The organism is Actinomadura kijaniata (genome assembly GCF_014138665.1).
Lineage (GTDB): Bacteria > Actinomycetota > Actinomycetes > Streptosporangiales > Streptosporangiaceae > Spirillospora > Spirillospora kijaniata.
This window is the reverse complement of sequence record NZ_JACJIA010000009.1, coordinates 175181-199051: the sequence shown is the minus strand read 5'-3', so window position 1 is coordinate 199051 and position 23871 is coordinate 175181. Positions and strand designations below refer to the sequence as shown.

Annotated in this window: 18 protein-coding genes; 3 read left to right on the top strand and 15 right to left on the bottom strand. The window is 73.5% G+C overall.

Annotation, left to right across the window (positions count from 1 at the left end; genetic code table 11):
* Nucleotides 1-4 precede the first annotated feature (4 nt).
* The gene (locus HNR61_RS30575; RefSeq protein WP_182846618.1) at nucleotides 5-1666 is read left to right on the top strand and encodes a phospho-sugar mutase; all 1662 of its coding nucleotides are present in this window, start codon (nucleotides 5-7) and stop codon (nucleotides 1664-1666) included.
* Between the two features lie 75 nt (nucleotides 1667-1741).
* On the opposite strand, the gene HNR61_RS30570 is transcribed toward HNR61_RS30575, so the two are convergent.
* The 12 genes from HNR61_RS30570 to HNR61_RS30515 all read right to left on the bottom strand — a co-directional run bounded on the left by HNR61_RS30570 (nucleotide 1742) and on the right by HNR61_RS30515 (nucleotide 18902).
* Nucleotides 1742-2386 carry a PH domain-containing protein gene (locus tag HNR61_RS30570; protein WP_182846617.1) on the bottom strand — a complete coding sequence of 215 codons (645 nt, stop codon included), beginning with the start codon at nucleotides 2384-2386 and terminating at the stop codon, nucleotides 1742-1744.
* Nucleotides 2387-2418: 32 nt separating this feature from the next.
* A complete protein-coding gene (locus tag HNR61_RS30565; protein WP_182846616.1) occupies nucleotides 2419-3513 on the bottom strand; it encodes an adenosine deaminase in 1095 nt (364 codons plus the stop codon).
* A 75-nt stretch (nucleotides 3514-3588) separates the two neighbouring features.
* Complete coding sequence (locus HNR61_RS30560) at nucleotides 3589-6462, bottom strand: hypothetical protein (RefSeq protein ID WP_182846615.1); 2874 nt, start codon at nucleotides 6460-6462, stop codon at nucleotides 3589-3591.
* Nucleotides 6459-8936, bottom strand: coding sequence for a hypothetical protein (locus HNR61_RS30555; protein WP_182846614.1), 2478 nt, complete (start codon nucleotides 8934-8936; stop codon nucleotides 6459-6461). Before HNR61_RS30555 ends, HNR61_RS30560 begins: the two co-directional genes overlap by 4 nt.
* Nucleotides 8937-9031: 95 nt before the next feature.
* The gene (locus tag HNR61_RS30550) at nucleotides 9032-10306 is read right to left on the bottom strand and encodes a thymidine phosphorylase (RefSeq protein WP_182846613.1); all 1275 of its coding nucleotides are present in this window, start codon (nucleotides 10304-10306) and stop codon (nucleotides 9032-9034) included.
* A 34-nt stretch (nucleotides 10307-10340) separates the two neighbouring features.
* Nucleotides 10341-10757, bottom strand: a complete 417-nt coding sequence (locus tag HNR61_RS30545) for a cytidine deaminase (protein ID WP_182846612.1) — start codon at nucleotides 10755-10757, stop codon at nucleotides 10341-10343.
* Between the two features lie 23 nt (nucleotides 10758-10780).
* Nucleotides 10781-12088 carry an ABC transporter permease gene (locus tag HNR61_RS30540; protein WP_182846611.1) on the bottom strand — a complete coding sequence of 436 codons (1308 nt, stop codon included), beginning with the start codon at nucleotides 12086-12088 and terminating at the stop codon, nucleotides 10781-10783.
* On the bottom strand, nucleotides 12085-13203 hold the full coding sequence (locus tag HNR61_RS30535; protein ID WP_182846610.1) for an ABC transporter permease: 1119 nt from the start codon (nucleotides 13201-13203) through the stop codon (nucleotides 12085-12087). Before HNR61_RS30535 ends, HNR61_RS30540 begins: the two co-directional genes overlap by 4 nt.
* Nucleotides 13200-14768, bottom strand: a complete 1569-nt coding sequence (locus tag HNR61_RS30530) for an ABC transporter ATP-binding protein (RefSeq protein ID WP_182846609.1) — start codon at nucleotides 14766-14768, stop codon at nucleotides 13200-13202. The genes HNR61_RS30535 and HNR61_RS30530 overlap by 4 nt, the downstream gene beginning before the upstream one ends.
* Before the next feature lie 135 nt (nucleotides 14769-14903).
* Nucleotides 14904-15950 carry a BMP family lipoprotein gene (locus tag HNR61_RS30525; protein WP_312898169.1) on the bottom strand — a complete coding sequence of 349 codons (1047 nt, stop codon included), beginning with the start codon at nucleotides 15948-15950 and terminating at the stop codon, nucleotides 14904-14906.
* Between the two features lie 311 nt (nucleotides 15951-16261).
* Nucleotides 16262-17737, bottom strand: a complete 1476-nt coding sequence (locus HNR61_RS30520) for an amidohydrolase (RefSeq protein ID WP_376770283.1) — start codon at nucleotides 17735-17737, stop codon at nucleotides 16262-16264.
* On the bottom strand, nucleotides 17724-18902 hold the full coding sequence (locus HNR61_RS30515) for a glutamate--cysteine ligase (protein WP_182846608.1): 1179 nt from the start codon (nucleotides 18900-18902) through the stop codon (nucleotides 17724-17726). The genes HNR61_RS30520 and HNR61_RS30515 overlap by 14 nt, the downstream gene beginning before the upstream one ends.
* Before the next feature lie 422 nt (nucleotides 18903-19324).
* Between HNR61_RS30515 and HNR61_RS30510 the strand changes: the two genes are divergently transcribed.
* Entirely contained in the window at nucleotides 19325-20545 is a 1221-nt protein-coding gene (locus HNR61_RS30510) for a D-alanyl-D-alanine carboxypeptidase family protein (RefSeq protein ID WP_182846607.1), read from the top strand.
* A 155-nt stretch (nucleotides 20546-20700) separates the two neighbouring features.
* Nucleotides 20701-21138, top strand: a complete 438-nt coding sequence (locus tag HNR61_RS30505) for a nuclear transport factor 2 family protein (RefSeq protein ID WP_182846606.1) — start codon at nucleotides 20701-20703, stop codon at nucleotides 21136-21138.
* Here the strand turns inward: HNR61_RS30505 and HNR61_RS30500 are convergent.
* From HNR61_RS30500 to trpS, 3 genes are read right to left on the bottom strand one after another with little or no spacing between them, the layout of a single operon-like run.
* On the bottom strand, nucleotides 21135-22127 hold the full coding sequence (locus HNR61_RS30500) for a YihY/virulence factor BrkB family protein (protein ID WP_182846605.1): 993 nt from the start codon (nucleotides 22125-22127) through the stop codon (nucleotides 21135-21137). The two genes, HNR61_RS30505 and HNR61_RS30500, sit on opposite strands and share 4 nt — an antisense overlap.
* A 49-nt stretch (nucleotides 22128-22176) precedes the next feature.
* Nucleotides 22177-22797 (bottom strand): 2'-5' RNA ligase family protein, encoded by a 621-nt coding sequence (locus HNR61_RS30495; RefSeq protein WP_312898168.1) that lies wholly within the window; start codon nucleotides 22795-22797, stop codon nucleotides 22177-22179.
* On the bottom strand, nucleotides 22787-23854 hold the full coding sequence (gene trpS / locus HNR61_RS30490) for a tryptophan--tRNA ligase (RefSeq protein ID WP_182846786.1): 1068 nt from the start codon (nucleotides 23852-23854) through the stop codon (nucleotides 22787-22789). Before trpS ends, HNR61_RS30495 begins: the two co-directional genes overlap by 11 nt.
* Nucleotides 23855-23871: the final 17 nt, after the last annotated feature.

Sequence of the window (23871 nt, the reverse complement as noted above, 5' to 3'; positions counted from 1 at the left end):
CGCGATGAGCGACTTGCGCGACGCCGCGGCGGAGTGGCTGTCCCAGGACCCCGATCCCGACACGCGGGCCGAGCTGAAGGCGATCCTGAGCGCCGGGGACGACGCCGCGCTGGCGTCCCGGTTCGGGGCCCGGCTGGAGTTCGGGACCGCCGGGCTCCGCGGTGAGCTGGGCGCGGGCCCCAACCGGATGAACCGCGTGACCGTGATGCGCGCCGCCGCCGGGCTCGCCGCCCGGGTGCGGCGGGACGCGCCGGACGGCGGCGTGGTGATCGGCTACGACGCGCGGCACAAGTCCGAGCTGTTCGCCCGCGACACCGCCGCCGTGCTGACCGGGGCGGGGCTGCGGGCCTGGCTGCTGCCCCGGCCGCTGCCGACGCCGGTGACGGCGTTCCTGGTGCGCGAGCTGGGCGCGGCCGCGGGCGTGGTGGTGACCGCCAGCCACAACCCGCCGCGCGACAACGGCTACAAGGTCTACTGGAACGACGGCGCGCAGATCGTCCCGCCGGTGGACGCCGAGATCTCGGCCGCGATCGACGCGGTCGGGCGGGTGGACGAGCTGCCGCTCGGCGACGACTGGACCGTGCTGGGCGAGGACGCCGTGCAGGCGTACCTGGCGGCGCTGGGGGACCTGCCGCTGGGCGACGCGCGGGACGTGCGGATCGCCTACACGCCGATGCACGGGGTGGGGCGGGACGTGCTGCTGCGGGCCCTGGACCGGGCCGGGTTCCCCGCGCCCGCCGTGGTCGGCGAGCAGGCCGAGCCCGACCCGGACTTCCCGACGGTCGCGTTCCCCAACCCCGAGGAGCCGGGCGCGATGGACCTGGTGCTGGCGCTGGCCGCCGGCACCGGGGCCGATCTGGTGATCGCCAACGACCCGGACGCCGACCGGTGCGCCCTCGCGGTCCCCACGGCCGACGGCTGGCGCCCGCTGACCGGCGACGAGGTCGGCGCGCTGCTGGCCGAGCACGTGCTGCGGCACACGACCGGGGACGACCGGCTGGCGGTGACCACGATCGTGTCGTCGTCGCTGCTGCGGTCGGTCGCGGCGGCGCACGGGGTGCGGTTCGCCGAGTCGCTGACCGGCTTCAAGTGGATCATGAAGGCGGGGGCGGCCGGGGACCGGATGGTCTTCGGCTACGAGGAGGCCCTCGGCTACAGCGTCGGCGGGGACGCCGGGCTGCCCGTCCACGACAAGGACGGGATCGGGGCCGCGCTGGTGGCCGCCGCGCTGGCCGCCGAGGCCAGGCGGGACGGCCGGACGCTGGCCGACCTGCTGGACGAGCAGGCGCGCCGCCACGGCCTGCACGCCACCGCGCAGCTGTCGGTCCGGGTCCAGGACCTGCGGCTGATCTCCGACGCGATGGCGCGGCTGCGGTCGGCGCCGCCGGCCGAACTGGGCGGGCGCGCGGTGGCGTCCCTCGACGACCTGGCCGAGGGCGTGGACGGGCTGCCGCCCACCGACGGCCTGCGGTTCCGCCTGGCGGGCGACGAGGGCTCGGCGCGGGTCGTGATCCGCCCCTCGGGCACCGAGCCGAAGCTGAAGTGCTATCTGGAGGTCGTTCTGCCGGTGGGTGAGGGCGAGGACGTGGCGAACGTCCGCAAGGCCGCCCAGGCCGCCCTGGAGGCCCTCCGCAAGGACGTGGGCCGGGCGCTGGGCCTGGCCTGACGCGCGACCGGCCTGACGTGCGGCGCCGCCCGTTCCCCCCGGGGAGCGGGCGGCGTCCCCGTTCCCGGCGCGGGCTCAGAGCAGCCCGGCGACCACCGCGGCGGCGAACAGCACGCCGGGCACGGCCAGCGCCAGCACGGCGGGCAGGTTCCAGGCCAGCACGCCCGCGCCGGTCTCCCGCTCCCCCTCGGCCCTGGCCGCCGGGTTCCCGGAGCGGTTCCTGGGGCGGTGGCGGTCGGCGACCTCGTTGAGCCGTTCCGCCGCGAAGCCCGCGGGCGTGCGGCCCCGCAGCGCCTCGGCCGGGACCTTCGGGTTCTCCTTGCGGGCGCGCGCCTCGGCGCGGGCACGGGCGCGCGGCGACGTCTGGAGCACCCACGCCCGCGTCCTCCGCTGCGCCCCGTCGGCGGCGACGTACCGGACCACGACGGCCTCGCGGCCCTCGATCCCCCGCACCGCCCCCCACGGGGCGCGCAGGTCGCGCAGCGGGTTGCGGACCGTGACCCCCGCCTCGTCGGCGACGATCGCGGGCCGCAGCCCCACCGTGTAGGCCACGCCGCAGCTCAGCAGCAGCGCCGCGGCCAGCGTCCCGGTCATCAGGTCGTAGCTGGTCCGGCCGGTGAACCCGAACGCCAGGTCCAGCAGGTTCAGCGCGGCGAACGCCAGCCACGCCCAGGCGACGACGCGGCCGGCGGTGGAGCGGATCTGCAACTGCGGGGTCATGACCCCAGATCTTGCCGTGTTCCCCGCCGTGGTCAGGCCACCGGGCGGGATCCGCGCCACTTGAGCTGCTCGAAGCCCGGCTTGATCACGCCGTTGATCAGCTCCAGCCGCTCGGAGAAGTCCAGGAAGGAGGACTTCATGGCGTTGACGGTGAACCAGCGCAGGTCGTCCCAGCCGTACCCGAACGCCTCCACCAGCTTGTGGAACTCCTCCGACAGGGAGGTGCCGCTCATCAGCCGGTTGTCGGTGTTGACGGTGACGCGGAAGTTCAGGCTGCGCAGCAGCCCGATCGGGTGCTCGGCGATCGACTTGGCCGCCCCGGTCTGGATGTTGGAGGTCGGGCACATCTCCAGCGGGATGCGCTTGTCGCGCACGTACGCGGCCAGCCGCCCCAGCTTCGGCTTCTGCCCGTCGGCGACCGCGATGTCGTCGATGATCCGCACGCCGTGGCCGAGGCGGTCCGCGCCGCACCACTGGATGGCCTGCCAGATCGAGGGCAGCCCGAACGCCTCCCCGGCGTGGATGGTGAAGTGGGCGTTCTCCCGCTGGAGGTACTCGAACGCGTCCAGGTGGCGGGTGGGCGGGTACCCGGCCTCGGCGCCGGCGATGTCGAACCCGACCACGCCCGCGTCCCGGTACCGCACCGCCAGCTCGGCGATCTCCATGGAGCGCGCCTGGTGCCGCATCGCGGTGACGAGCGTGCCGACCTTGACGCCGTGGTCGCGCCCGCCCTTCTCGAACCCCTCCAGCACGGCCTCGACGACCTGCTCCAGGGTCAGCCCCTCCCGGGTGTGCAGCTCGGGCGCGTACCGCACCTCCGCGTACACGACGCCGTCCCTGGCCAGGTCCTCGGCGGCCTCGTAGGCGACCCGGGCCAGGGCCTCGCGGGTCTGCATGACCCCGACGGTGTGGGAGAACGTCTCCAGGTAGCGTTCCAGGGAGCCCGAGTTGGACATCTCCGCGAACCAGGTGCCCAGGCTGTCGGGATCGGTGGTGGGCAGGCCGTCGTACCCGCTCTCGCGGGCGAGCTCGACGATGGTCGCGGGCCGCAGCCCTCCGTCAAGGTGGTCGTGCAGCAGCACCTTGGGTGCGCGCCGGATGTCTTCGAGAGTCGGGCGTTCGTCCATCTTTAGAATTTACCGGAGGAACCAGCCGCCCTTCCCTGTCACAACCTGCCATGTTCCCCCATTGCCGGGGAAAGTTCAGAGGCCCTCCAGTTCCCGGTAACGGGCGGCGGCGCGGGCGAGGTCCGGGCCGGACTTCCACAGGTCGGCGGGGTCGTCGGGCATGAGGGCGTCGCGGACGGCGTCCTGGACCGGGTAGGGGACCTTCGCCTTCAGCTTCGTGCCGTCCGGTCCCTCGAACAGGGCGTGGATCTCGGCGGGGTAGGCGTCGACGACCTCCCGTGGGGTGCCCACGAAGTAGGGGTACTTGAAGAGGATCTCGGCGGCGTCCACCACGGTGAATCCGGCTCGGTCGGCCAGGTCGCGGGCCAGGGACGCGGGGAACGTGAGGGGGCCGCGGTCGTTCAGCAGCTCTCGGAACGCCGCGATCCGTTCCGTTCCGCCCCAGCCCTGGATGTCGGGGAGGCGCCGCTGCCGCCAGCCGGGCAGGTTCAGGGGCGCGAAGTCGCCGGTGGGCGAGTGCTCCAGGACGTAGCACTCCCGGTGGGGGTGGCCCTGGTAGCCGAGGATCAGCGCCGCGCCGGAGGGGGTGCGCCACAGCTCGCCCTTGGCGTCCTGGCGGTCGCCGGTGAGCGAGGTCAGGTAGTGGACGCGCCACCGGCCGTCGCCGTCGCCGAGCGGGGTGTTGCCCCAGGCGGCGAGCTCGTCCAGCAGTCGCTCGCGGGTGTAGCGGGGTGTCCAGGCGCGGGCCGCCTCGATCGCCTGGCCGCCGAGCGTGCCGAACGCGATCCACAGGCCGCCCGCGAACCGGGGCACCTCCACCCGGCCCAGCGGGTGGACCTGGGCCGCGTCCGAGCGGCTCGCGGCCTCCTGGAGGATCTCCGCGACGCGGCGCAGCGCCCCGAGCTTCGCGGTCTGCCCGCCGACCGGCAGCCGGGGATGGGTGCGCAGCCACGCGGGAACGCCGTCCGGCCGTGGCAGGCCGAGGGCGGCCGTCAGGCGCAGGGCGGCGTACAGGCAGGTCGCGGCGGTGCGGGCGGTGGCGGCGATCCCGTCGCGGAGCGGCCGTTCGACGACGTCGGGCATGATCTCGTCCAGCGCCTCCGCCACGGCGGCCGGTCCCGCCAGGGCGGCGTCCAGGAGGCGTTCGGCCTGGTCGCGGGTGGTCCGGCGGAGGGCCTGGGACCCGTACACGTCCACCGGGGTCATCCGGGCGTACCAGCCGGGCGGGAACATCAGGGGCTGCTCGCCGTCGCGTTCGTGCGACGAGGCCGCCTCGAACGGCGGGTGGAACACGCGCGCCGTCACCGTCCCGTCGGGCGCGGTGAAGGTGATCCGGCCGCGCGCGTAGGCGATCCGGGTCGGGCCGTCCGCGCCGGGGAGCGTCACCTCCGCCTCCGGCGGGCAGTCGGGGCGGCGGTCCACGGTCGCCGGGTCCAGCGTCACCAGGCAGGTCCGGGCCTCGTGGCCGACCACCCGGAACGTCCGCCAGCCGTCCCCCACGCGCTCGGTGAGGAAGAACCCCTCGTCGCCGTCGTACCAGAGCGCCTGGTCGCCGCGCGTGCCGACGGTCCGCGCGTCCGCCAGGATCCCCTCGGGGGTGTAGACCGTCGCGAACGAGTCGCCGATGCTCCCGGTCAGGTGGTCGCCGTTCTGGATCATCCGGGGTTTCCAGCGCAGGATGTGCGGCGGCACGTACGGGTAGTGGAGTTCGGCGGGGATCCCGCCGCTCAGGGCCGCCCGCAGGACCTCCACGGGGGAGGCGGGGGCGGGGCGGGGGGCGTCCGGCTCCAGGCCGTAGTAGCCGTGGGCGGCGAGCGGGGCGAGGCGGGACAGGCCGTGCGCCAGGTCGGGCAGCGAACCCGACGCGACCTCGGCGGTCCAGCGTTCGACCAGTTCGAGGAGCAGGGCGCGCAGGTCGGTGTCGCCGTGGATGCGGCGCAGGGTGGCGCGGTAGTCGACGTTGGAGTAGTGGCCGAGGTCGGTGACGGCGCGCTCCAGCTCCGCGGCGATCTGGTCCCGGTGCCGAGGGTCGGACAGCCGCTCGCCGATCCGGGCCAGGGTCTCGTCGTCGCTCCACCAGCGCGGCAGCGTCCTGATCGTGCCGGGCCGCAGGATCTCGGGCAGCGGCCAGGTCACCAGCGGGTCGAGGGCCGGGTCGGGGGAGGGCTCGGGGCGCGGCAGCGTCCCGGCCTGGCCGGTGAGCTGGAGCGCCAGCGACGACGGGCAGCGCCGGACGTGGGTGAAGAACCACTCGGCGGGCAGGCGGGCGCCGGCGCCGACGGCGGCCAGCGTCCACAGCCACATCTCGCGGATCCGCTCGGCCGTCTCCGGGTCGTCGGGCCGCGGCTCGGCGGCGACCAGCAGGTCGACGAGGCCGTCGTCGCGGCCGGCGACACGGACGAGGGGCTCCCCGGCGGCGTCCCAGACGGCGTGCGAGGCGCGGACGAGGGCCCCGGTGCGCAGCAGGCGTTCGGCGAGGGAGTCCTCGGCGTCCACCTTCTTGATCTTGGCGGCCCTGGCGAGGGTGCGCGCGTCCGGGAAGATCCGCGCGTAGGGAACGCGGCCGGCGGCGAACGCGGCGTCCAGGATCTCGTTGAAACGCTCGTAGGACACGCGGGGCGGGAGCTCGGGGGCCATGAGCTTCACCAGGTCGCGGTAGACCGTCGGCGCGACCACCCCGAGCGGCGCGAACTCCAGGAACACCGCGTGCAGGCGGTCCAGGTCGACCAGCGCGGGATGCTTCTTCTCGACCTTGCGGGCCTGGGTGAAGAACGCCGTCGCCAGCTCGTCCTCCCCCGCCGCGTGGAAGACGCGGCACGCCTCCTCGTAGAAGGGCGGCAGGTCGGCGGCGGGCAGCGGCCTGGCCAGCCGGTTCACCGCGCTCCTGGCCTTGCGGGGGTCGGCGGCGGCGGTCGCCGCCAGCGCGGCCAGTTCCGGGTGGGGGGTCATGCGTTCTCCGTCAGTTCTCGGTAGCGGGCGGCGGCGCGGGCCACGTCCGGGCCCCGGTCCCACAGGTCGGCGGGGTCGTCGGGCATGAGGGCCCGGCGCAGGGCGCGTTCGGTGTCGGCCGGGAGGCCGCCCCGGGACCCCTCGTCGTCCGGGGCGGTGTAGAACACGCGGATCTCCTCGGGGAAGACGTCGATCGGCTCCGGGAACGTCTCGTAGTGCCGGAGGTGGCCGAAGCAGACCTCGGCGGCCGCCAGGGGCCACAGCCCGGTGCGTTCGGCCAGGTCATGGGCGAGGGACGGCGGGAACGCGATCGGGCCGCGCTCGGCCAGCAGCCGCCGGAACTCCACCACCCACTCCGCGCCGCCCGAACGCCACGCCGGGTCGGCACGGACCTGTTCCCAGCCGGGCGGCTCGAAGGGGGTGAAGCGGCCGTCCGGGGAGTACTCCAGCAGGCGCACCTCCCCGTGCGGGGGGTCGCGGTGCTCCAGGGCCAGTGCCGCGCCGGAAGGGGTGCGCCACAGGTCGCCCACCGCGTTCGGGCGCTCTTCCGTCGCGCCGGTCCCGCGCAGGACCACCGCGCGCCAGCGCCCGTCACCGGCGCCGACCGGCGCGCTCACCACCGCCGCCATCTCGTCCAGCAGGGCCTTGCGTACGTGGGCGGGCGTCCAGGCGCGGGCGGCCTCGAACGCCCGGTCGGCCACGGACCCGAACGTCCGGTCGACCACCGGCGGGAACGGCGCCGCCGGGCCGGGCACGTCCGCCCTCCCCAGCGGGCGGCCCCGTTCGGTTCCCGGCTCGTCGGCCGCCCGGCGCAGGATCTCCGACAGCCGGCGCAGCGCCACGGCCCGCGCGGTGTGGCGGCCGGGCGGCAGCTCCGGGCGGAACCGCAGGTCGGGCGGGGTTCCCGGGGGAAGCGGCGTGCCGAGCCGCGCCGACAGCCGCGCGACGTCGGGCAGGCGGCGGGCGGCGTCGAGGGCGACGGCGCCGACGCCGCCGCGCAGCGCCCGCCCGGTCACCTCCGGCATGAGGCGGTCCAGGGCCCCGGCCACGGCCGACCGGCCGGTCAGGGCGGCGTCGAAGAGGCGTTCGGCCTGCTCGCGGGTGGTGCGGCGGAGGGCGCGGGAGCCGCGGACGTCCGTGAACCCCATCCGGGCCCACCAGCCGGGCGGGTAGACGCTCGTCGGCGCGGCGCCGCCGTCGTGGGGCGGCGGGAAGGAGAGCCGGGCGGTCACGGCGCCGTCCGGCGCGGTGAACGTGATCCAGCCCCGCGCGTAGGCGATCCGGGTCGGGCCGTCCGCGCCGGGGAACGTCACCTCGGCCTCGTTCGGGAAGTCCGGCAGGCGGCCCGCCGTGGCGGGGTCCAGCGTCAGCAGCAGGTCGTCGCCGTACTCGCCGTCCACGCGGTAGGTGCGCCAGCCGTCGCCGCGCCGCTCGGTCAGGAGGAGCCGGGTCCCGTCGTGCCAGAGCGCGCGTTCGTTGCGGCGGCCTCCCGGCACGTGGAGCCGGTGCGGCCGCCGGTCCCGCGTGAACACCTGGGCCTGGCCGCCGCGCTGCCAGGTCAGGTGATCGCCGTGCTGGACCACGCGGGTTCCCGCGCCCATGCCGCGCGGGTCGCCCGGCGGGAGGCCCAGTTCGGCGAGGACGCCGCCGCGCAGGGTCCTCCGCAGCGCCCCCGCCGGGTCGGGGGCGGGCCGCCGCGCGCCGGGGTCCAGGTCGAAGTAGCCGTGGTCGGCGGCCTTCGCGAGCCGGAACAGGCCCCACGCCATGTCGGGAAGGGAGCCGGACTCCGCCCGGTCCGTCCAGTCCGCGACGAGTTCGCGCAGCAGGGCGCGGGTGGGGGCGTGGTCCCAGACGCGGCGCAGCCGGCGGGAGGGGTCATACGCGATGCTGAGATCGAGCTCCGCCACGTACAGGTCCAGTTGCCGGGTGACCAGGGCGCGTTCGCCGGGGTCGGCGAGCAGCTCCCCGGTGATCCCGGCCAGGGCGGCGTCGTCCCCGTGCCAGGCGGGCCGCGCGGGGGACGCGCCCGGGTCGGGGATCACGGTCATGGCCGACGGCAGCAGCGGGTCGGCGTCCGGCGCGACGGTGGCGGGCGCGGCCGGCAGCGCGTCCCCGGCCTGCCCGACGAGCCGGAACAGGATCGGGGCGGGGCAGCGGCGACCGGCGGAGGCGAACCACCCGGCGGTCAGCCCCGCCCCGGCCCCGGCGTCCGCGAGCGCCGCCAGCCAGGTCACCCGGACCCGCTCGGCCGCCTCCGGGTCACCGGCGGCGTCCGGCCGCGGCTCGGCGGCGACCAGCAGGTCCCGCAGCGCCGCGTCGCGGCGGGCGGCGCGGACGAGGGATCCGGCGGCGCCGTCCCAGACCTCGGGGGGCGCGGCGGCCAGTGCCCCGGTGCGCAGGAGGCGTTCGGCCCGCTCGTCCCCGGCGTCGGCGCGCCCGCGGGACGCGCGCGGCGGTTCCGGGTGGGAGGTCATGGGGCTCCGTCGTGCTGATCGGCTCGGGGGTCGAGTGATCAGACGGTGCCGGGGCCGCTTCCGTTTCCGCGGATCGGGAAGCGGGCCCCGGGATCTCAGGCGATGCGGTCGATCAGCAGCGGCAGCAGGTCCGGCTCGCCGCCCTCGCGGATCTCGTAGGCGCCCTCCAGGGCCGCCAGCGCGCGGTCGAAGCGGGCCGCGTCGTCGGCGTACAGGGTGAGGAGCGGCTGGCCCTCGCGGACCGTGTCGCCGGGCCGGGCGTGGCAGATGACGCCCGCGCCGGCCGACACCGGGTCCTCCTTGCGGGCCCGGCCCGCGCCGAGCCGCCACGCCGCCACGCCCACGCCGTAGGCGTCCAGCCGGGTCAGCACGCCCGAGGCCGGGGCGAGGACCTCGTGGGCCTCGCGGGCGACCGGCAGCGGGGCGTCCGGGTCGCCGCCCTGCGCGGAGATCATGCGGCGCCACACGTCCATGGCCGAGCCGTCGCGCAGGGCGTCGGCGGGGTCCCGGCCGTCCACCCCGGCGGCGGCCAGCATCTCGCGGGCCAGCAGGACCGTCAGCTCGACGACGTCCTCGGGGCCGCCGCCCGCCAGGACCTCGACGGACTCGGCGACCTCGACCGCGTTCCCGACGGCCCGGCCCAGCGGGCGGTCCATCGCGGTCAGCAGCGCCACGGTCCGCACGCCGTGGTCGGTGCCGATGCCGACCATCGTCCCGGCCAGCTCGCGGGCGTCGGCCACGTTCTTCATGAACGCGCCCGAGCCCACCTTCACGTCCAGGACCAGCGCCCCGGTCCCCTCGGCGATCTTCTTGGACATGATCGAGGAGGCGATCAGCGGGATCGACTCGACGGTGCCGGTCACGTCGCGCAGCGCGTACAGCTTGCGGTCGGCGGGGGCCAGGCCGGTGCCCGCCGCGCAGATCACCGCGCCGGTCGAGGCGATGACGTCGAGCATCTCCGCGTTGGACAGCGACGCCCGCCAGCCCGGGATCGACTCCAGCTTGTCCAGGGTGCCGCCGGTGTGGCCGAGGCCCCGGCCCGACAGCTGCGGAACGGCCGCCCCGCACGCCGCCACCAGCGGGGCCAGCGGCAGGGTGATCTTGTCGCCGACGCCGCCGGTGGAGTGCTTGTCGGCGGTCGGGCGGTCCAGCGACGACCAGTCCATCCGCTCCCCGGAGGCGATCATCGCCTCGGTCCAGCGGGCGACCTCGTCGCGGGTCATGCCGTTCAGCAGGACCGCCATCGCCAGCGACGACATCTGCTCCTCGGCGATGTCGCCGCGCGTGTAGGCGGCGATGGTCCAGTCGATCTGCTCGGGCGTCAGGGCGTGCCCGTCGCGCTTGGCGCGGATGACGTCAATGGCGTCCACGTGCGCGCTTCCTCTCGTTGCGGGGTGACCGGGCTCAGGCCCGGTTGATCAGGTCGTCGGGGCCGAACGCGTCCGGCAGCACCTCCGACATCGGGCGGACGCCGCCGGCGGTCTCCAGCAGCAGGTCCGGGCCGCCGTGCTCCCACAGCAGCTGGCGGCAGCGGCCGCAGGGCATCAGCGGGGCGCCGTGGCGGTCCACGACCGCGATGGCCACCAGCTTCGGGCGGGGCCCGTCCGGCACGCGGTCGGGTCCGTACAGCGCGGTGACGATGCTGCACTCGGCGCACAGGCCGAGGCCGTAGGAGGCGTTCTCCACGTTGCAGCCGGTCACCACGCGGCCGTCGTCCACCAGCGCCGCCGCGCCCACCGGGAAGTCCGAGTAGGGCGCGTAGGCCCGAAGCATGGCGGCCCGCGCCGCTTCGCGCAGCGCGGGCCAGTCGATGTCACTCATGCACTAATGATCGGACACGCCGATCAGTGCCCCTCACCCCGGCGGTAGCGAACGCCGTCGGCGGCGGGCATGCGGAGCCGCTGGGACGCCAGCGACAGCACCAGCAGCGTGGTGATGTGCGGGCTGTAGGTCACCAGCTCCTTGGGGATCTCGTCGGTGCCGAGGTACCACACCAGCAGCAGCACGCCGACGATCACCGACGCGAGCACCTGGTACAGGCGCCGGCGCGGGCCGGCGGCGGCCTCGGCCGGGGTGGTCGGGCGGCGGCCCTGCCACAGCAGCCAGGCGGCGTAGGCGAACAGGCCGATCGCCAGCACCAGCAGCAGCGCGTGGATCGCGCCGCCCGCGCCGCGCTGCTGGAGCGCGTCGGTGTAGCCGAACAGGCCCGTCCCGGCGGCCAGGCCGCCCGGCCGCCAGTTACCGAAGATCATCGCGGCGAGGCCGATGTAGCCGCGCCCGCCGGTCTGGCCCTCCTGGTACTGCGAGGAGGCCACCATCGCCAGGAACACGCCGCCGAAGCCCGCCAGCGCGCCGGAGACCAGCACCGCGACGTACTTCATGGACATGACCTTGACGCCCAGCGACTCGGCGGCGTACGGGTTCTCGCCGACCGACCGGATGCGCAGGCCGAACGCCGTGCGCCACAGCACGAAGTAGGTGCCCACCAGCAGCGCGACCGCCAGCAGGGTCAGCGCCGACAGGTCGGTGGTGAAGCCGCGCACCAGCCCGGCCAGGTCCGACACCAGGAACCAGTGCCTGCCCTCCAGGTCCTGGAGCGGCTCCTTGACGCCGGGGATCCCCAGCACCGGGAACTCCGGCAGGCGCGGCGACTGGTTGGCGCTGACGCCCTTGCCCTCGAAGAAGATCGTGGACAGGTAGCGCGCGACGCCCGGCGCGAGGATGTTCAGCGCCACGCCCGACACGATGTGGTCCACGCCGAACGTCACGGTCGCCAGGGCGTGCAGCAGGCCGCCCAGCGCGCCCATCAGCACGCCGGTGACCAGGCCCACCCAGGGGTTGCCGGTGGTGAACGCGCCGTAGGCGCCGCCCCACGTCCCGAAGATCATCATGCCTTCGAGGCCGATGTTGACGACGCCGGCGCGCTCGGACCACAGGCCGCCCAGCGCCGCCATGCCGATCGGCACGCCCAGCGCCAGCGCGGCCCCGAAGGTGCCGCCGGAGGTGATCGCGTCCTCGCCGGTCAGCACCCGCAGCAGCACCAGCATGAGGAACACGCCGCCGAGCACGGCCAGCAGCCGCAGGCCGCGCCGCCGTCCGGGACCCGCCTTGGCCGGGGCCCCGGCGGGCTGCGCTTCGGTCACCGCGGTCATGAGGCCACCTCCGCCTTCTTGGTCGCACCCGCCGCCAGTTCGGCCGCCACCGCCTGCTGCTGCCAGCGCAGGCCGAGGCGGTGCACGATCTCGTAGACCACCACGACCGACAGCAGCACCGCCGCCTGCGTGATCGCCACGATCTCCTTGGGGATGTCGTTGAAGTCGAGGATCTGGGACGACTCGTCCAGGAACGCCCACAGCAGCGCCGCGAACGTGATGCCGATCGGGTTGTTGCGGCCCAGCAGCGCGATGCCGATGCCGAGGAAGCCGAGGCCGGTCGGGAACTGGAGGCTGTAGCTGTGCGCGGTGCCCAGCAGCTCCGGCATGCCGATCAGGCCGGCGGTCGCGCCGGAGATCAGCATGGTGGTGACGACCATCCGCTTGGCGTTGACGCCGCTGGCGACCGCCGCGCTGGCCGACAGGCCGGTGGCGCGCAGGTCGAAGCCGAACCGGGTGCGGTTGATCACGACGTGGAACGCGATGCCGACGATCACCGCCAGCACGATCAGGCCGTACACCTCCGCGCCCTCCCGGGCCCCCGGGAACGGGATGCCGGGGATCCAGCCGGACTCGGCGATCGGGTGGGTGCCGATGCTGTCGCTGCCCTCGGGCTGGTAGCCCAGCCGGTCGGTCTGGATCAGGTAGGCGATGATGCCGGTGGCGATGAAGTTCAGCATGATCGAGGAGATGACCTCGCTCACGCCGCGGGTCACCTTCAGCACGCCGACGATGCCCGCCCACGCCGCGCCGACCGCCATCGCGGCCAGCAGGATGACGATCTGGTGCAGGCCCGGCGGCAGGGCGAACGCGCCGCCCAGCGCCGCCGCCAGCATCGCCGCCATGCGGTACTGGCCGTCCACGCCGATGTTGAACAGGTTCATCCGGAACCCGACCGCCACCGCGATGGCCGCCAGGAAGTACATCGTGCCCTTGTTGATGATGTTGACCAGGCTGTCGGGCTGGGTGCCGTAGTCGACCATCGCCTGGAACGTCGAGGGCGGGTTGAAGCCGCTGATCGACAGCACGATCGAAGTGATCACGATCGAGAAGACCAGGGCCGTCAGGGCCGCCAGCAACGTCAGTGCCAGCGGTGAGGTCTTCAGCCTGTTCACCGGCCCTCCTCCCGGTCGCGGTCCGCGCCCTGGGCGCCGGTCATCGCCGAGCCCAGTTCCTCGGGCGTGACGGTCGCCGGATCGGCCTCGCCGACGATCCGGCCGCGCAGGATCACCCGCAGCGTGTCGGACATGCCGATCAGCTCGTCCAGGTCGGCGGAGATCAGCAGCACCGCCAGGCCCCCGGCGCGGGCGTCGCGCAGGTGGTCCCAGATCGCGGCCTGCGCGCCGACGTCCACGCCCCGGGTCGGGTGCGCGGCGATCAGGAACTTCGGCTCGCCCGACATCTCCCGGCCGACGATCAGCTTCTGCTGGTTGCCGCCCGACAGCGCGGCGGCCGACACGTCGATGCCCGGGGTCCGCACGTCGTAGTCGCGGACGATGCGCTCGGTGTCCCGGCGGGCCCCGGCGCGGTCGACCCACGGGCCCTTGACGTTGGGCTTGCGGGTCTGGTGGCCGAGGACGCGGTTCTCCCACAGCGAGGACTCCAGCAGCAGGCCGTGCCGGTGCCGGTCCTCGGGGATGAAGCCGACGCCCCGCTCGCGGCGGCGGCGCGTCTCCCAGCCGGTGATGTCGGCGCCGTCCAGGGCGACGGTCCCGGAGTCGGGGGCCCGCATCCCCATGATCGCCTCGACGAGCTCGGCCTGGCCGTTGCCCTCCACGCCCGCGATGCCGAGGATCTCCCCGGCGCGGATGGTGAGGGTGACGTCGTCGACGACCGGACGACCGGTGGCGTCGCGCACCGTCAGGTTCCGGATCTCCAGGACGGCGCGGTCGGTGACGGTGGACTCGCGCAGCTCCGGCACGGGCAGCTCGCTGCCGACCATGAGCTGGGCCAGCTCGCGGGCGTTGACCGCGGCCGGGTCGATGCCGTCCTGCACGGTGGTGCCGCGCCGGATCACGGTGATCGTGTCGGAGATCGACAGCACCTCGTCCAGCTTGTGCGAGATGAACAGGACCGTCAGGCCCTCGCGCTTGAGCTCGCGCAGGTTGCCGAACAGCTCCTCGACCTCCTGCGGCACGAGCACGGCGGTCGGCTCGTCCAGGATGATGATCCTCGCGCCGCGGTAGAGGACCTTCAGGATCTCCACCCGCTGGCGGTCGCCGACGCCCAGGTCCTCGACCAGCCGGTCGGGGTCCAGCCGCATCCCGAACTTCCGCGCCAGCTCGACGATCTTCTTGCGGGCGCGGCCGCCGATGCCGTACAGCTTCTCGGCGCCGAGGACGACGTTCTCCAGGACCGTCAGGTTGTCGGCCAGCATGAAGTGCTGGTGGACCATGCCGACGCCGCGCGCGATCGCGTCGGACGGCGAGTTCAGCGTGACCTGCTCGCCGTTGATCCTGATCGTGCCCTCGTCCGGCTTGTGCATGCCGTAGAGGGTCTTCATCAGGGTCGACTTGCCGGCCCCGTTCTCCCCCACGATGGCGTGCACCGTGCCGGCGCGGACGGTGAGGTCGATGTCGCGGTTGGCGACGACCCCGGGGAACCGCTTGGTGATCCCGCGCAGCTCGAAGGCGGGCGCGGCCTGTTCGGCTCGCTCTGTCGCCCGCGTTGTGGTGGACATCCCCTGCTCTCCTCGGCAGTGTCCGGACAGTGATCGACGTCGATCGGAAAACCGTACGACCGGCCCGGCGGGGGCCCCTCGGTGAGACGGGGGCGTCCCGCCGGGCCGGTCGCGGTCAGTGCCGGATCGCCGCCCTTACTTGCTGGGGACGGTGATCTTGCCGTCGATGATCTGCTGCTTGAACTCGTCCAGCTTGGCCTTCAGCGGGTCGATCTCGGCCGCGTTGGCGGTCGAGTAGCCCACCCCGTCGTCCTTCAGGTCGAAGGTCTCCGGGCCGCCCTTGACGGTGCCGTCGGAGGTCTGCTTGACGAAGTTGAACACCGCGGTGTCCACCCGCTTGATCATCGAGGTGATGATCAGCGGCTTGGCGGCGGCGTCGGCCGTCAGGTACTGGTCGGAGTCCACGCCGATCGCGTACTTCTTCTTGGCGGCGGCGGCCTGGAACAGGCCCACGCCCGACAGGCCGGCGGCGTGGTAGACCACGTCGGCGCCCTTGTCGTACTGGCCCTCGGCGATCGTCTTGCCCTTGGCCGGGTCCGCGAAGCCGGAGAAGTCGGTGCCGCGCGAGATGTAGTTGATCTCGATCTTGGCGTCCGGCTTGACCTTCTTGACGCCCGCGACGTAGCCCGCCTCGAACTTCTTGATCAGCGGGGTGTCCACGCCGCCGATGAAGCCGACGTGGCCCGTCTTGGACTTCAGGGCCGCCGCCGCGCCGACCAGGAACGAGCCCTGCTCCTCGGCGAACACCAGGTTGGTGACGTTGTCGGCCTTGATCGAGGCGTCGTCGACGATCGCGAACTTGACGTTCGGGTAGTTCTTGGCGACCTTGCCGAGCGCGCCCGCGTAGGCGTAGCCGACGGCGACGACCGGGTTGTAGCCCGACTTGGCCAGCAGCTCCAGGCGCTGGACCTTGTCGCCCTCCGGCTCGTCCTTCTTGGCCTCAAGGTCCTTGATGTCGACGTTGAGGTCGTTCTTGGCCTTCTCCAGGCCGGCGTAGGCGGCGTCGTTGAACGACTTGTCGCCGCGCCCGCCGATGTCGTAGGCCAGACCGACCTTGACGGTCTTCTTGCCTTCGCCGGAGCCGCTTCCGCTCTCGACCTTCTTGCCGCCGCACGCCGACGCGCCGAACGCCAGCATGGCGCTCGTCAGCGTGACAGCCGAAATCTTGAATGCACGGCGCACGTGGCCGCTCCTTCCGTTCCCCGCCCAGGGCACAACGGCGGCCGCAACGCGACCACCAAATCGATGGGACGCTACCTCGCCTAATGGGTGGAAAATCCCATCCAGCCCGTTTCGCAACAGGTCCGTTACCAAGGCGTAGGCATATCGCCACTGGTCAGCGTACGGATCAGTGGCGTTCGGGGAGCGGTCGGGGTCCAGAAAAACAGATCCGGCCAGTCGTAGCAAGTGTCAGCTGATGGACATCGCTTCCATCGCGGACACGCGCCACGACCGGCCGGTTCGCGCTCCGGGCCGCCGCCCGCCGGGTCCCGTCAGGCCAGCTTCGACCCCTCCACGGGGTCCTCGGCGTTGGGGCGGTTGCCGTCCCACAGGGCCGTCAGCGCCGTCGCCACCAGGACGCGGACGCCGACCGCGATGCAGGACTCGTCCACGTCGAAGTCGCCCCGGTGCAGGTCGTACTCCTCGGCCGACCCGGGCCGGCGGACGCCGAGGCGGGCCAGCGCGCCGGGGACCGACTCCAGGTACCAGCCGAAGTCCTCGCCGCCGAGGCTCTGCGGCGTCGGGACCGCCCCCTCCTCGCCCAGCACCAGCGCCGCCGCGTCGCGGAACATCTGGACGCTGGTGGTCTCGTTGACGGTCGGCGGGACGCCGCGCCGGTACTCCAGCGACGCGTCCACGTCGTAGGCGGCGGCCACCGAGTCCAGCAGCGCCCGGACCATCTCGGGCGCGCGGTGCCACGCCTCGTCGTCCAGGCAGCGCACGGTGCCCTCGGCGATGCCGTCGTCGGGGATCGCGTTGGCGACCGACCCGGCCGACACCCGGCCCCACACCAGCGACAGGCTGGAGCGCGGGTCCACGCGCCGCGACAGCGCCGCCGGGAGCTCGGTGACGATCTTGGCGAGGGCGTAGACCAGGTCGGCGGTCAGGTGCGGCCGGGCGGTGTGCCCGCCGGGCCCGGCGACCCGGACGTACACCTTGTCGCACGCCGCCGTGATCGCGCCGGTGCGCAGGCCGAGCTGGCCGACCTCGATGCGCGGGTCGCAGTGCAGCGCGAACGCCCGGTCCACGCCCACGATCCCGCCGCCGGCGATCACGTCCAGCGCGCCGCCCGGGGTCTCCTCGGCGGGCTGGAACAGCAGCCGCACCCGGCCCGGCAGCAGCCCCGCCGCCGCCTGCTGCGCCAGGAACAGGCCCGCGCCCAGCACCATCGCGGTGTGCACGTCGTGGCCGCAGGCGTGCGCCACGCCCGGCACGGTCGACCGGTAGGGCACGCCCTCCTTCTCGTCCTGGAGCGGAAGGGCGTCGATGTCGGCGCGCAGCGCGACGGTGTAGCCGTCCTCCGGGCCGATGTCGCAGAACAGGCCGGTACCGCGCGGGAGCACCTTCGGCTCCAGCCCGGCGGCCTTGAGCGCCGCCACGATCTGGTCGGTCGTGCGGTACTCGGCGTACCCGAGTTCCGGGTGCATGTGCAGGTCCCGGCGGAACTCGATCAGCTCCTGCTCGCGTTCGGACAGGAACGCGTCCAGTTGCGGCTGCAACGCGGCTCCCCCGTCCGCCGCCGGCCGGTCGGCCGCGGGCCCCTCCTGAGGGGCGTCGCCTGGTTCAAGGCCGGGCATCACCCCGGGTCCGGACTGTGTCATGTGCGCCCCCTGCGCGAGGGCGGAGCCCCACGGGCCCCGCCCGACGGTCTGCTGTTCGGCGGCCTGCTGATCGGCCTTGCGCTCGTTCCCGCGCTTGTCGGCGGCCGATCCCCCGGCAGGCTCCACGGGCTCCTCATCCGCCGCCATGCGCGACCTCCCCGACGTCGACGAACCTGTCCTCCGCGAGTTCGGTGACCGCAGCGTCGACCACGTCCTCCAGGGTGCCGCCCTCGGCGCGGATCGCGCGCTGCCGCTCGTACGGCGCCCCCCGGTCGAGGACCTCGCCGGCCACCTTGAGCTCCTCGGAGCAGCCGAGCCGGTCGGCCACGGGTTCCAGTTCGCGGACCAGTTCGTACAAACCGTCGCGGAGGGGTGCGGTGTTCCCGGTGTCGTCGGTGATCACGACGGCGTCGAGGCCGTACCGCGTGGCGCGCCACTTGTTGTCGCGCACCACCCAGGCCGCGGGTCTCGGCAGCGTGTACCCCCGGTCGATCTGCTGTTCGAACAGGGTCACCAGGCTCTGGCACAGCGCGGCCGCCATGCCCACTTCACGCATGGTGGGGATGCCGTCGAACATCCGGATCTCGATGGTGCCGAAGTCCGGGTGCGGGCGGATGTCCCACCACACCTCCTTGATGCTCCGGATGGTGCCGGCCCGCAGCAAGGTGTCCATGTACTCCTCGAACGCCGGCCAGTCGTCCAGCAGGTGCGGCGGCCCGGCCGTGGGCAGCTGGCCGAACACCACCGCGCGGCTGGAGGCCAGCCCGGTGTCGGCGCCGCTCCAGAACGGGCTGGAGGCGGTCAGCGCGAGGAAGTGGGGGAGGTAGGCCGACAGCGCGTTGACGATCGGGATCGCCTTGGCGGCGTCGGTGACGCCGACGTGGACGTGCACGCCGAACGTCTGGATGCGGCGGGCGAGCCACTGCATCTGCTCGATCAGGTCGGCGTAGCGCTGGATCGGCGCGGTGACCGCGTCCCGCCAGTCGCTGAACGGGTGGGTGCCGGTGCAGGCCAGGGCGATGCCGCGGGGCTCACCGGCGGCGCGCAGGGCGGCCAGCGTCCCGGCCAGGTCGCGCTTGGCCTCCGCCACGGTGTGGCAGACGTCGGTCACGATCTCGACCGTCGACTCCATCAGCTCGTGGCGGACCTTGGCCAGCCCGGCGGAACCGACGCCGCTCTCGCTGAGCGACGGCAGGTCCGCCAGCACCTCGCGGGCGTCCTGCCGCAGGTGCCGGGTGTCGGCGTCGATGAGCTGGATCTCCCACTCGATGCCCAGCGTCGCCCCGCGCGATGGGTTGAAGTCAATGGCCACGGCCAACCTCCGTCCACAATCCTTGCAGGTCGCTGCGTGGCACGTGGCGCAATTCGGCCAGCGGGTCCCTATGCCTGGACAAATGCCGGTCAGGTCGCTCGACTCCATGATGACGTCCAGTGCCCGTCGCTCTGGGCACTTCCATGCCCTTTGGGGATCATTTGACTCGTCGGGACGGGCGGTGATCACGCACCGTCACTCTTTCCAGTCATCGATCTTGGTCCGGACACCCCTCGAACGGACTAGTCCGTCCGCTCGCGCCTCGACCGTTCCAACGTACGCCGCGGCGTCCGGTTCGGGAACCACGCACGATTCCTCCGCCGGAACGCCGTCCGCGCCTTAGGTCGTATAGATCCCCGGCGTCGGGGAGTCCGCCCCGGGGTACCTCTTCTCCGGGTACGTCGCCTAACCTTCGGGGAATCATGAGGTCTCTTCACCGCGCCAGCGCCGCGCTCTCGATTCCGCTCGTCTCGGCGTGCCTCGTCGCGGCCCCGAGCGCCGTCGCGGCGGGCGCGACCACCGCGACGGGCGCGGTGTCCGCCGTCCCTCCGCGGGAGCCGGTCGGCGGTCCGCAGCTCGGCGGAAGGGGCGTCATCGTCAACGCCGGGCCCGGGGTGCCCGCCGCCCCGAAGATCAAGGCGGCGTCCTGGCTGATCGCCGACGGAGACACCGGGGAGGTGCTGGCCGCCCGCGACCCGCACGGGCACTACCTGCCCGCCAGCACCCTCAAGACGCTGACGACCATCGCGCTGATCCCCAAGCTGGACCCGAACCGGATGGTGCGGCCCAGCCAGGCGGCGTGCGACGTCGAGGGCACCAAGGTCGGCATGACGCCGAAGCTGACCTACAAGGTGTCCGACCTGTTCTACGCGTTGATGATGATGTCGGCCAACGACGCCGCCGTGACGCTCGCCGAGGCCAACGGCGGCATGAGGAAGACCCTGGCCGACATGAACGCCGAGGCCCGCCGCCTCAACGCCCACGACACCGTCGCCGGGTCCCCCAACGGCCTGGACGTCGATCTCGGCCTGAACGTGAGGACCCAGCACACCTCGGCCTACGACCTGGCGCTGATCCTGCGGGAGGGGCTGAAGAACCCGCAGTTCCGCGGCTACGTCCAGAAGATCGACCACTGGTTCCCGGCGCCGCCCTCCAAGAAGCAGAAGAAGAAGGGCAAGAAGACCGGGGGCTACCCGATCCACACCCACAACCGGATGCTGGAGGGCCAGGCGCACGCCTACCGCGGCATGCTCGGCGGGAAGAACGGCTTCACGATGGCGGCCCGGCAGACCTACGTCGCGGCGGCCCGGCGCGGGGACAGGACGATCATCATCTCGCTGATGAAGGCCGACCAGCAGCCGTCCCCCTACGCCGCCAAGCTGCTGGACTGGGGATTCGCCGCCGCCGGGAAGGCCAAGCCCATCGGCGCCCTGGTCCCGCCCGGCGAGCTCAAGCCCGCGACCAAGCCCGCCCAGGACGGGAACCCGCTGCTGCCCCGGGCGATCGCCAGCGACCAGGAGCGGCGCGACTGGGTGACGATCGGCGCCGTGGTCGGCGGGGTCGGGATCCTGGCCGGCGTGCTGGCCCTGGTCATGCGCCGCCGCCGCGAGGGCGACGACGCCGAGCCGTCCGGCGGGGAGTAGGGCGCGGGCCGAGGCGGGCGCGGGTAAGGCGGGCGCGGGTAAGGCTGCCTTCCCCTGGCCCGGCGGCCGGGCCGCCGCCTACCCTCGACAGTGGCGGACCGGTCACCGCGCGCCGCCGCTGGACGGCGGGCCGGCACGCCACGGAGGAGAGCGTCGTGTCTTCTGTCCCCGCGCATGAGCCTTTCCACGAGCGCACCGCCCCCGAACACCCCCACGCGGCCCTGCTCCGCGACGGCTACACCGCCTTCGCCAAGGGCGACATGGAAATGATCCGCTCGCTGCTGGCCGAGCGGGTCGTCCACCGCGTCCCCGGCCGGGGCCCCCTGTGCGGCGACTACACCACGCCCGAGGAGGTCCTCGGCTTCTACGTGAAGCTGTTCGAGCTGTCCGGCGGCACGTTCCGCAGCGAGCCCTACGCGGTGATGGCCGGGGACGACTACGGCGTCGCGCTCGTCCACACCTACGCCGAACGCCGCGGCCGGACGCTGACGGGCCGCGCGGTCGACGTCTTCCGCTTCGAGGACGGCCGCGTCACCGAGATCCGCACGATCGCCGAGGACCAGTACGGCGACGACGCGTTCTGGTCCGGCTAGACCTTCTCGCGCCTGCCCACCGGACGCGCGATGACGCTGAGGACGTCCCCGGGGGTGAGCGTCCGGTGCCCGTTGTCGGCGCTCAGCACCACGCTGCGCGTCGCGGTCCAGGCGGCGACGTAGAACAGGTACCGCGACACCAGGTTGATCCACACCATCAGCCCGACCAGGACCGCGAACGAGGCGTACAGCGGGTTGTCCACGGTGCGGCCCAGCAGGAACGAGGCGACCTGCTTGAGCGCCTCGAACCCGACCGCGCCCAGCAGCGCGCCCTTGTAGATGCGCCGCCAGGGCGCGCGGGTGCCGGTCAGCCGGGAGAACAGCACCAGGAAGATCCAGGTGTTGAAGAACACCGCCACGCCCAGCGACAGCAGCCGCAGCGCCGTCCCGGCCCCGCTCACGTCGTCCATCCCGAACCAGCCCAGCACCGTGTGGGCGGTGCTGCCCGCGACGGCGGTGGCGGCCGACCCGAGGATCAGCATGACCCCCAGGAACACCAGCACGGCCGCGTCCAGCAGCCGCATCACCAGGAAGTTGGCGCCCTCGGGGCGGGGGTCGTTGCCCCAGATGTCGCGCAGCGACTCGCGCAGCACCTGCACCCAGCCGAGCCCGGTCAGCAGCAGGCCGACGGTGCCGATCAGCCCGGCGGCGGTCTTGGACCGGACGACCTCGCTGATCTGGAGGCGGTCCGACAGCCCCGGCAGCATGTCGTTGATCGCCGTGACCAGGTACTCGCGCGCCAGGTCGCTGACCCCGACCAGATAGCCGAGCAGCGCGTACGCCAGCGCCAGCAGGGGGAAGAACGACAGGAACCCGTAGGAGGTCAGCGCCGCCGCCAGCCGGTCCCCGCGCCGGTCCCGGTACCGCTCGTAGGCGCGGGCGAGATGGTCGAACCACCGCCACCGCGCCCGTGCGCGGCGCAGCCGGGTCCGGACCGCCGCGTCGGCGGACTCGAACCTCCGCTGGACGGCAGTGATCACCTGGGGCATGTACGGACGGTACCCGCCTGATCGCCGCTGATGTCTGCCTCTTCGCGGGTCAGCCTCTCCGCGGCGGGCGGAAGGCGAAGTCGTTGACCGGCCGCCACACCCCGTCGGCGCCGTGCTCGTACAGGGCGAAGCCGTCGGCCCGGAAGTCGGCCCGGTAGTCGGCCAGCTCCTTGAACGCGCGGTCCAGGGCCTCGTCGGGCAGGTGGTGGGCGACCGTGACGTGCGGGTGGTAGGGGAACGACAGCTCGCGTTCCAGGGGACCCGACACGACGCGGGAGTGGAGGCGTTCGCAGCCGCCGATGCCCTCGGCCAGCGCGACGAACACCACCGGCGACACCGGGCGGAACGTGGCGGTGCCGCGCAGCCGGATCCGGAACGGCTCCTGGCCGCGGGCGGCCTCCGCCAGGTGACCGATGACGGCGTCCAGCGCGCTCTCGGGGATCTCGGTGGGCGGCAGCAGGGTGATGTGGGTGGGGATGGCGTCGGCGAGGGGGTCGCCGAACGAGGCGCGCATCCGCTGCAACCAGGGGCCGTACGGGTCGGGGATGGGGATGGCCACCCCGATGGTGCGGACGCCGGGGGGACGCCCGCCCGCGCCGGGCGCGTCCTGCGCGGACGCGGCCCGGACGGCGGTCGGCGTCCCCCCGTTCACCGCGCCGTCAGCGGCCACGTCCCACGAATCCCACCTGGTCGCGCACCAGCTCCATGGTCCGGGCGGCGACCGCCCCGGCGCGCTCGGCGCCGTGCCGCAGCAGCCGGTCGAGCTGCTCCTCGTCGCCGAGCAGCTTCTCGGTGCGCTCCCTGATCGGGGTGAAGGTGTCCAGGACGAGCTGGGCCAGGTCCTTCTTGAACTGGCCGTAGCCCTGGCCCTCGTACCGCTTCTCCAGGTCGGCGACCGGGGCGCCCTCCAGGGCGGAGAAGATCCGCAGCAGGTTGGTGACGCCCGCCTTGTTCTCCTCGTCGTAGCGCACCTCGGTGCCGGTGTCGGTGACCGCGCGCATGATCTTCTTGCGCATCGGGCCGGGCTCCTCCAGCACGTCGATGATGCCCTGCGGGGAGGAGGCCGACTTGCTCATCTTGGCGGTCGGCTCCTGGAGATCGGTGATCTTCGCGGCGCCCTGCGGGATGTGGGCCTCGGGCAGCACGAACGTGTCGCCGAACCGGTGGTTGAACCGCTGGGCCAGGTCGCGGGTCAGCTCCAGGTGCTGGCGCTGGTCCTCGCCGACCGGGACGCGGAACAGCGGGGCGTCCTCGCCGGTCTCGGGCGTGTACAGCAGGATGTCGGCGGCCTGGAGGATCGGGTAGGTGAACAGGCCCACGCTGGCGGCGGCCGCGCCCTGCTTGGCGGACTTGTCCTTGAACTGGGTCATCCGGCTGGCCTCGCCGAACCCGGTGAGGCACGACAGCACCCAGGCCAGCTCGGCGTGCTCGGGCACGTGGCTCTGCACGAACAGGGTGGACCGCTCCGGGTCCACGCCCATCGCCAAAAGCTGCGCCGCGGAGACCTTGGTGCGGCGGCGCAGCGCCGCCGGGTCGTGCTCCACGGTGATCGCGTGCAGGTCCACGACGCAGTAGAACGCCTCGTGCGAGTCCTGCAGGGCGACCCACTGCCGGAGCGCGCCCAGGTAGTTCCCGAGGTGGAAGGAGTCGGCGGTCGGCTGGATGCCCGACAGGACGCGCGGGTTCGCGCTGCCGGTGACGTTGGCGGTTTCGGTCGCTTGGGACATCTGCACGTACCGATTCT

Bases quoted from the DNA above. Each gene is read 5' to 3' on its own strand.
- HNR61_RS30575 (WP_182846618.1), top strand. From the start codon at position 5: ATGAGCGACTTGCGCGACGCCGCGGCGGAGTGGCTGTCCCAGGACCCC.
- HNR61_RS30570 (WP_182846617.1), bottom strand. From the start codon at position 2,386: ATGACCCCGCAGTTGCAGATCCGCTCCACCGCCGGCCGCGTCGTCGCC.
- HNR61_RS30565 (WP_182846616.1), bottom strand. From the start codon at position 3,513: ATGGACGAACGCCCGACTCTCGAAGACATCCGGCGCGCACCCAAGGTG.
- HNR61_RS30560 (WP_182846615.1), bottom strand. From the start codon at position 6,462: ATGACCCCCCACCCGGAACTGGCCGCGCTGGCGGCGACCGCCGCCGCC.
- HNR61_RS30555 (WP_182846614.1), bottom strand. From the start codon at position 8,936: ATGACCTCCCACCCGGAACCGCCGCGCGCGTCCCGCGGGCGCGCCGAC.
- HNR61_RS30545 (WP_182846612.1), bottom strand. From the start codon at position 10,757: ATGAGTGACATCGACTGGCCCGCGCTGCGCGAAGCGGCGCGGGCCGCC.
- HNR61_RS30540 (WP_182846611.1), bottom strand. From the start codon at position 12,088: ATGACCGCGGTGACCGAAGCGCAGCCCGCCGGGGCCCCGGCCAAGGCG.
- HNR61_RS30530 (WP_182846609.1), bottom strand. From the start codon at position 14,768: ATGTCCACCACAACGCGGGCGACAGAGCGAGCCGAACAGGCCGCGCCC.
- HNR61_RS30520 (WP_376770283.1), bottom strand. From the start codon at position 17,737: ATGGCGGCGGATGAGGAGCCCGTGGAGCCTGCCGGGGGATCGGCCGCC.
- HNR61_RS30510 (WP_182846607.1), top strand. From the start codon at position 19,325: ATGAGGTCTCTTCACCGCGCCAGCGCCGCGCTCTCGATTCCGCTCGTC.
- HNR61_RS30500 (WP_182846605.1), bottom strand. From the start codon at position 22,127: ATGCCCCAGGTGATCACTGCCGTCCAGCGGAGGTTCGAGTCCGCCGAC.
- trpS (WP_182846786.1), bottom strand. From the start codon at position 23,854: ATGTCCCAAGCGACCGAAACCGCCAACGTCACCGGCAGCGCGAACCCG.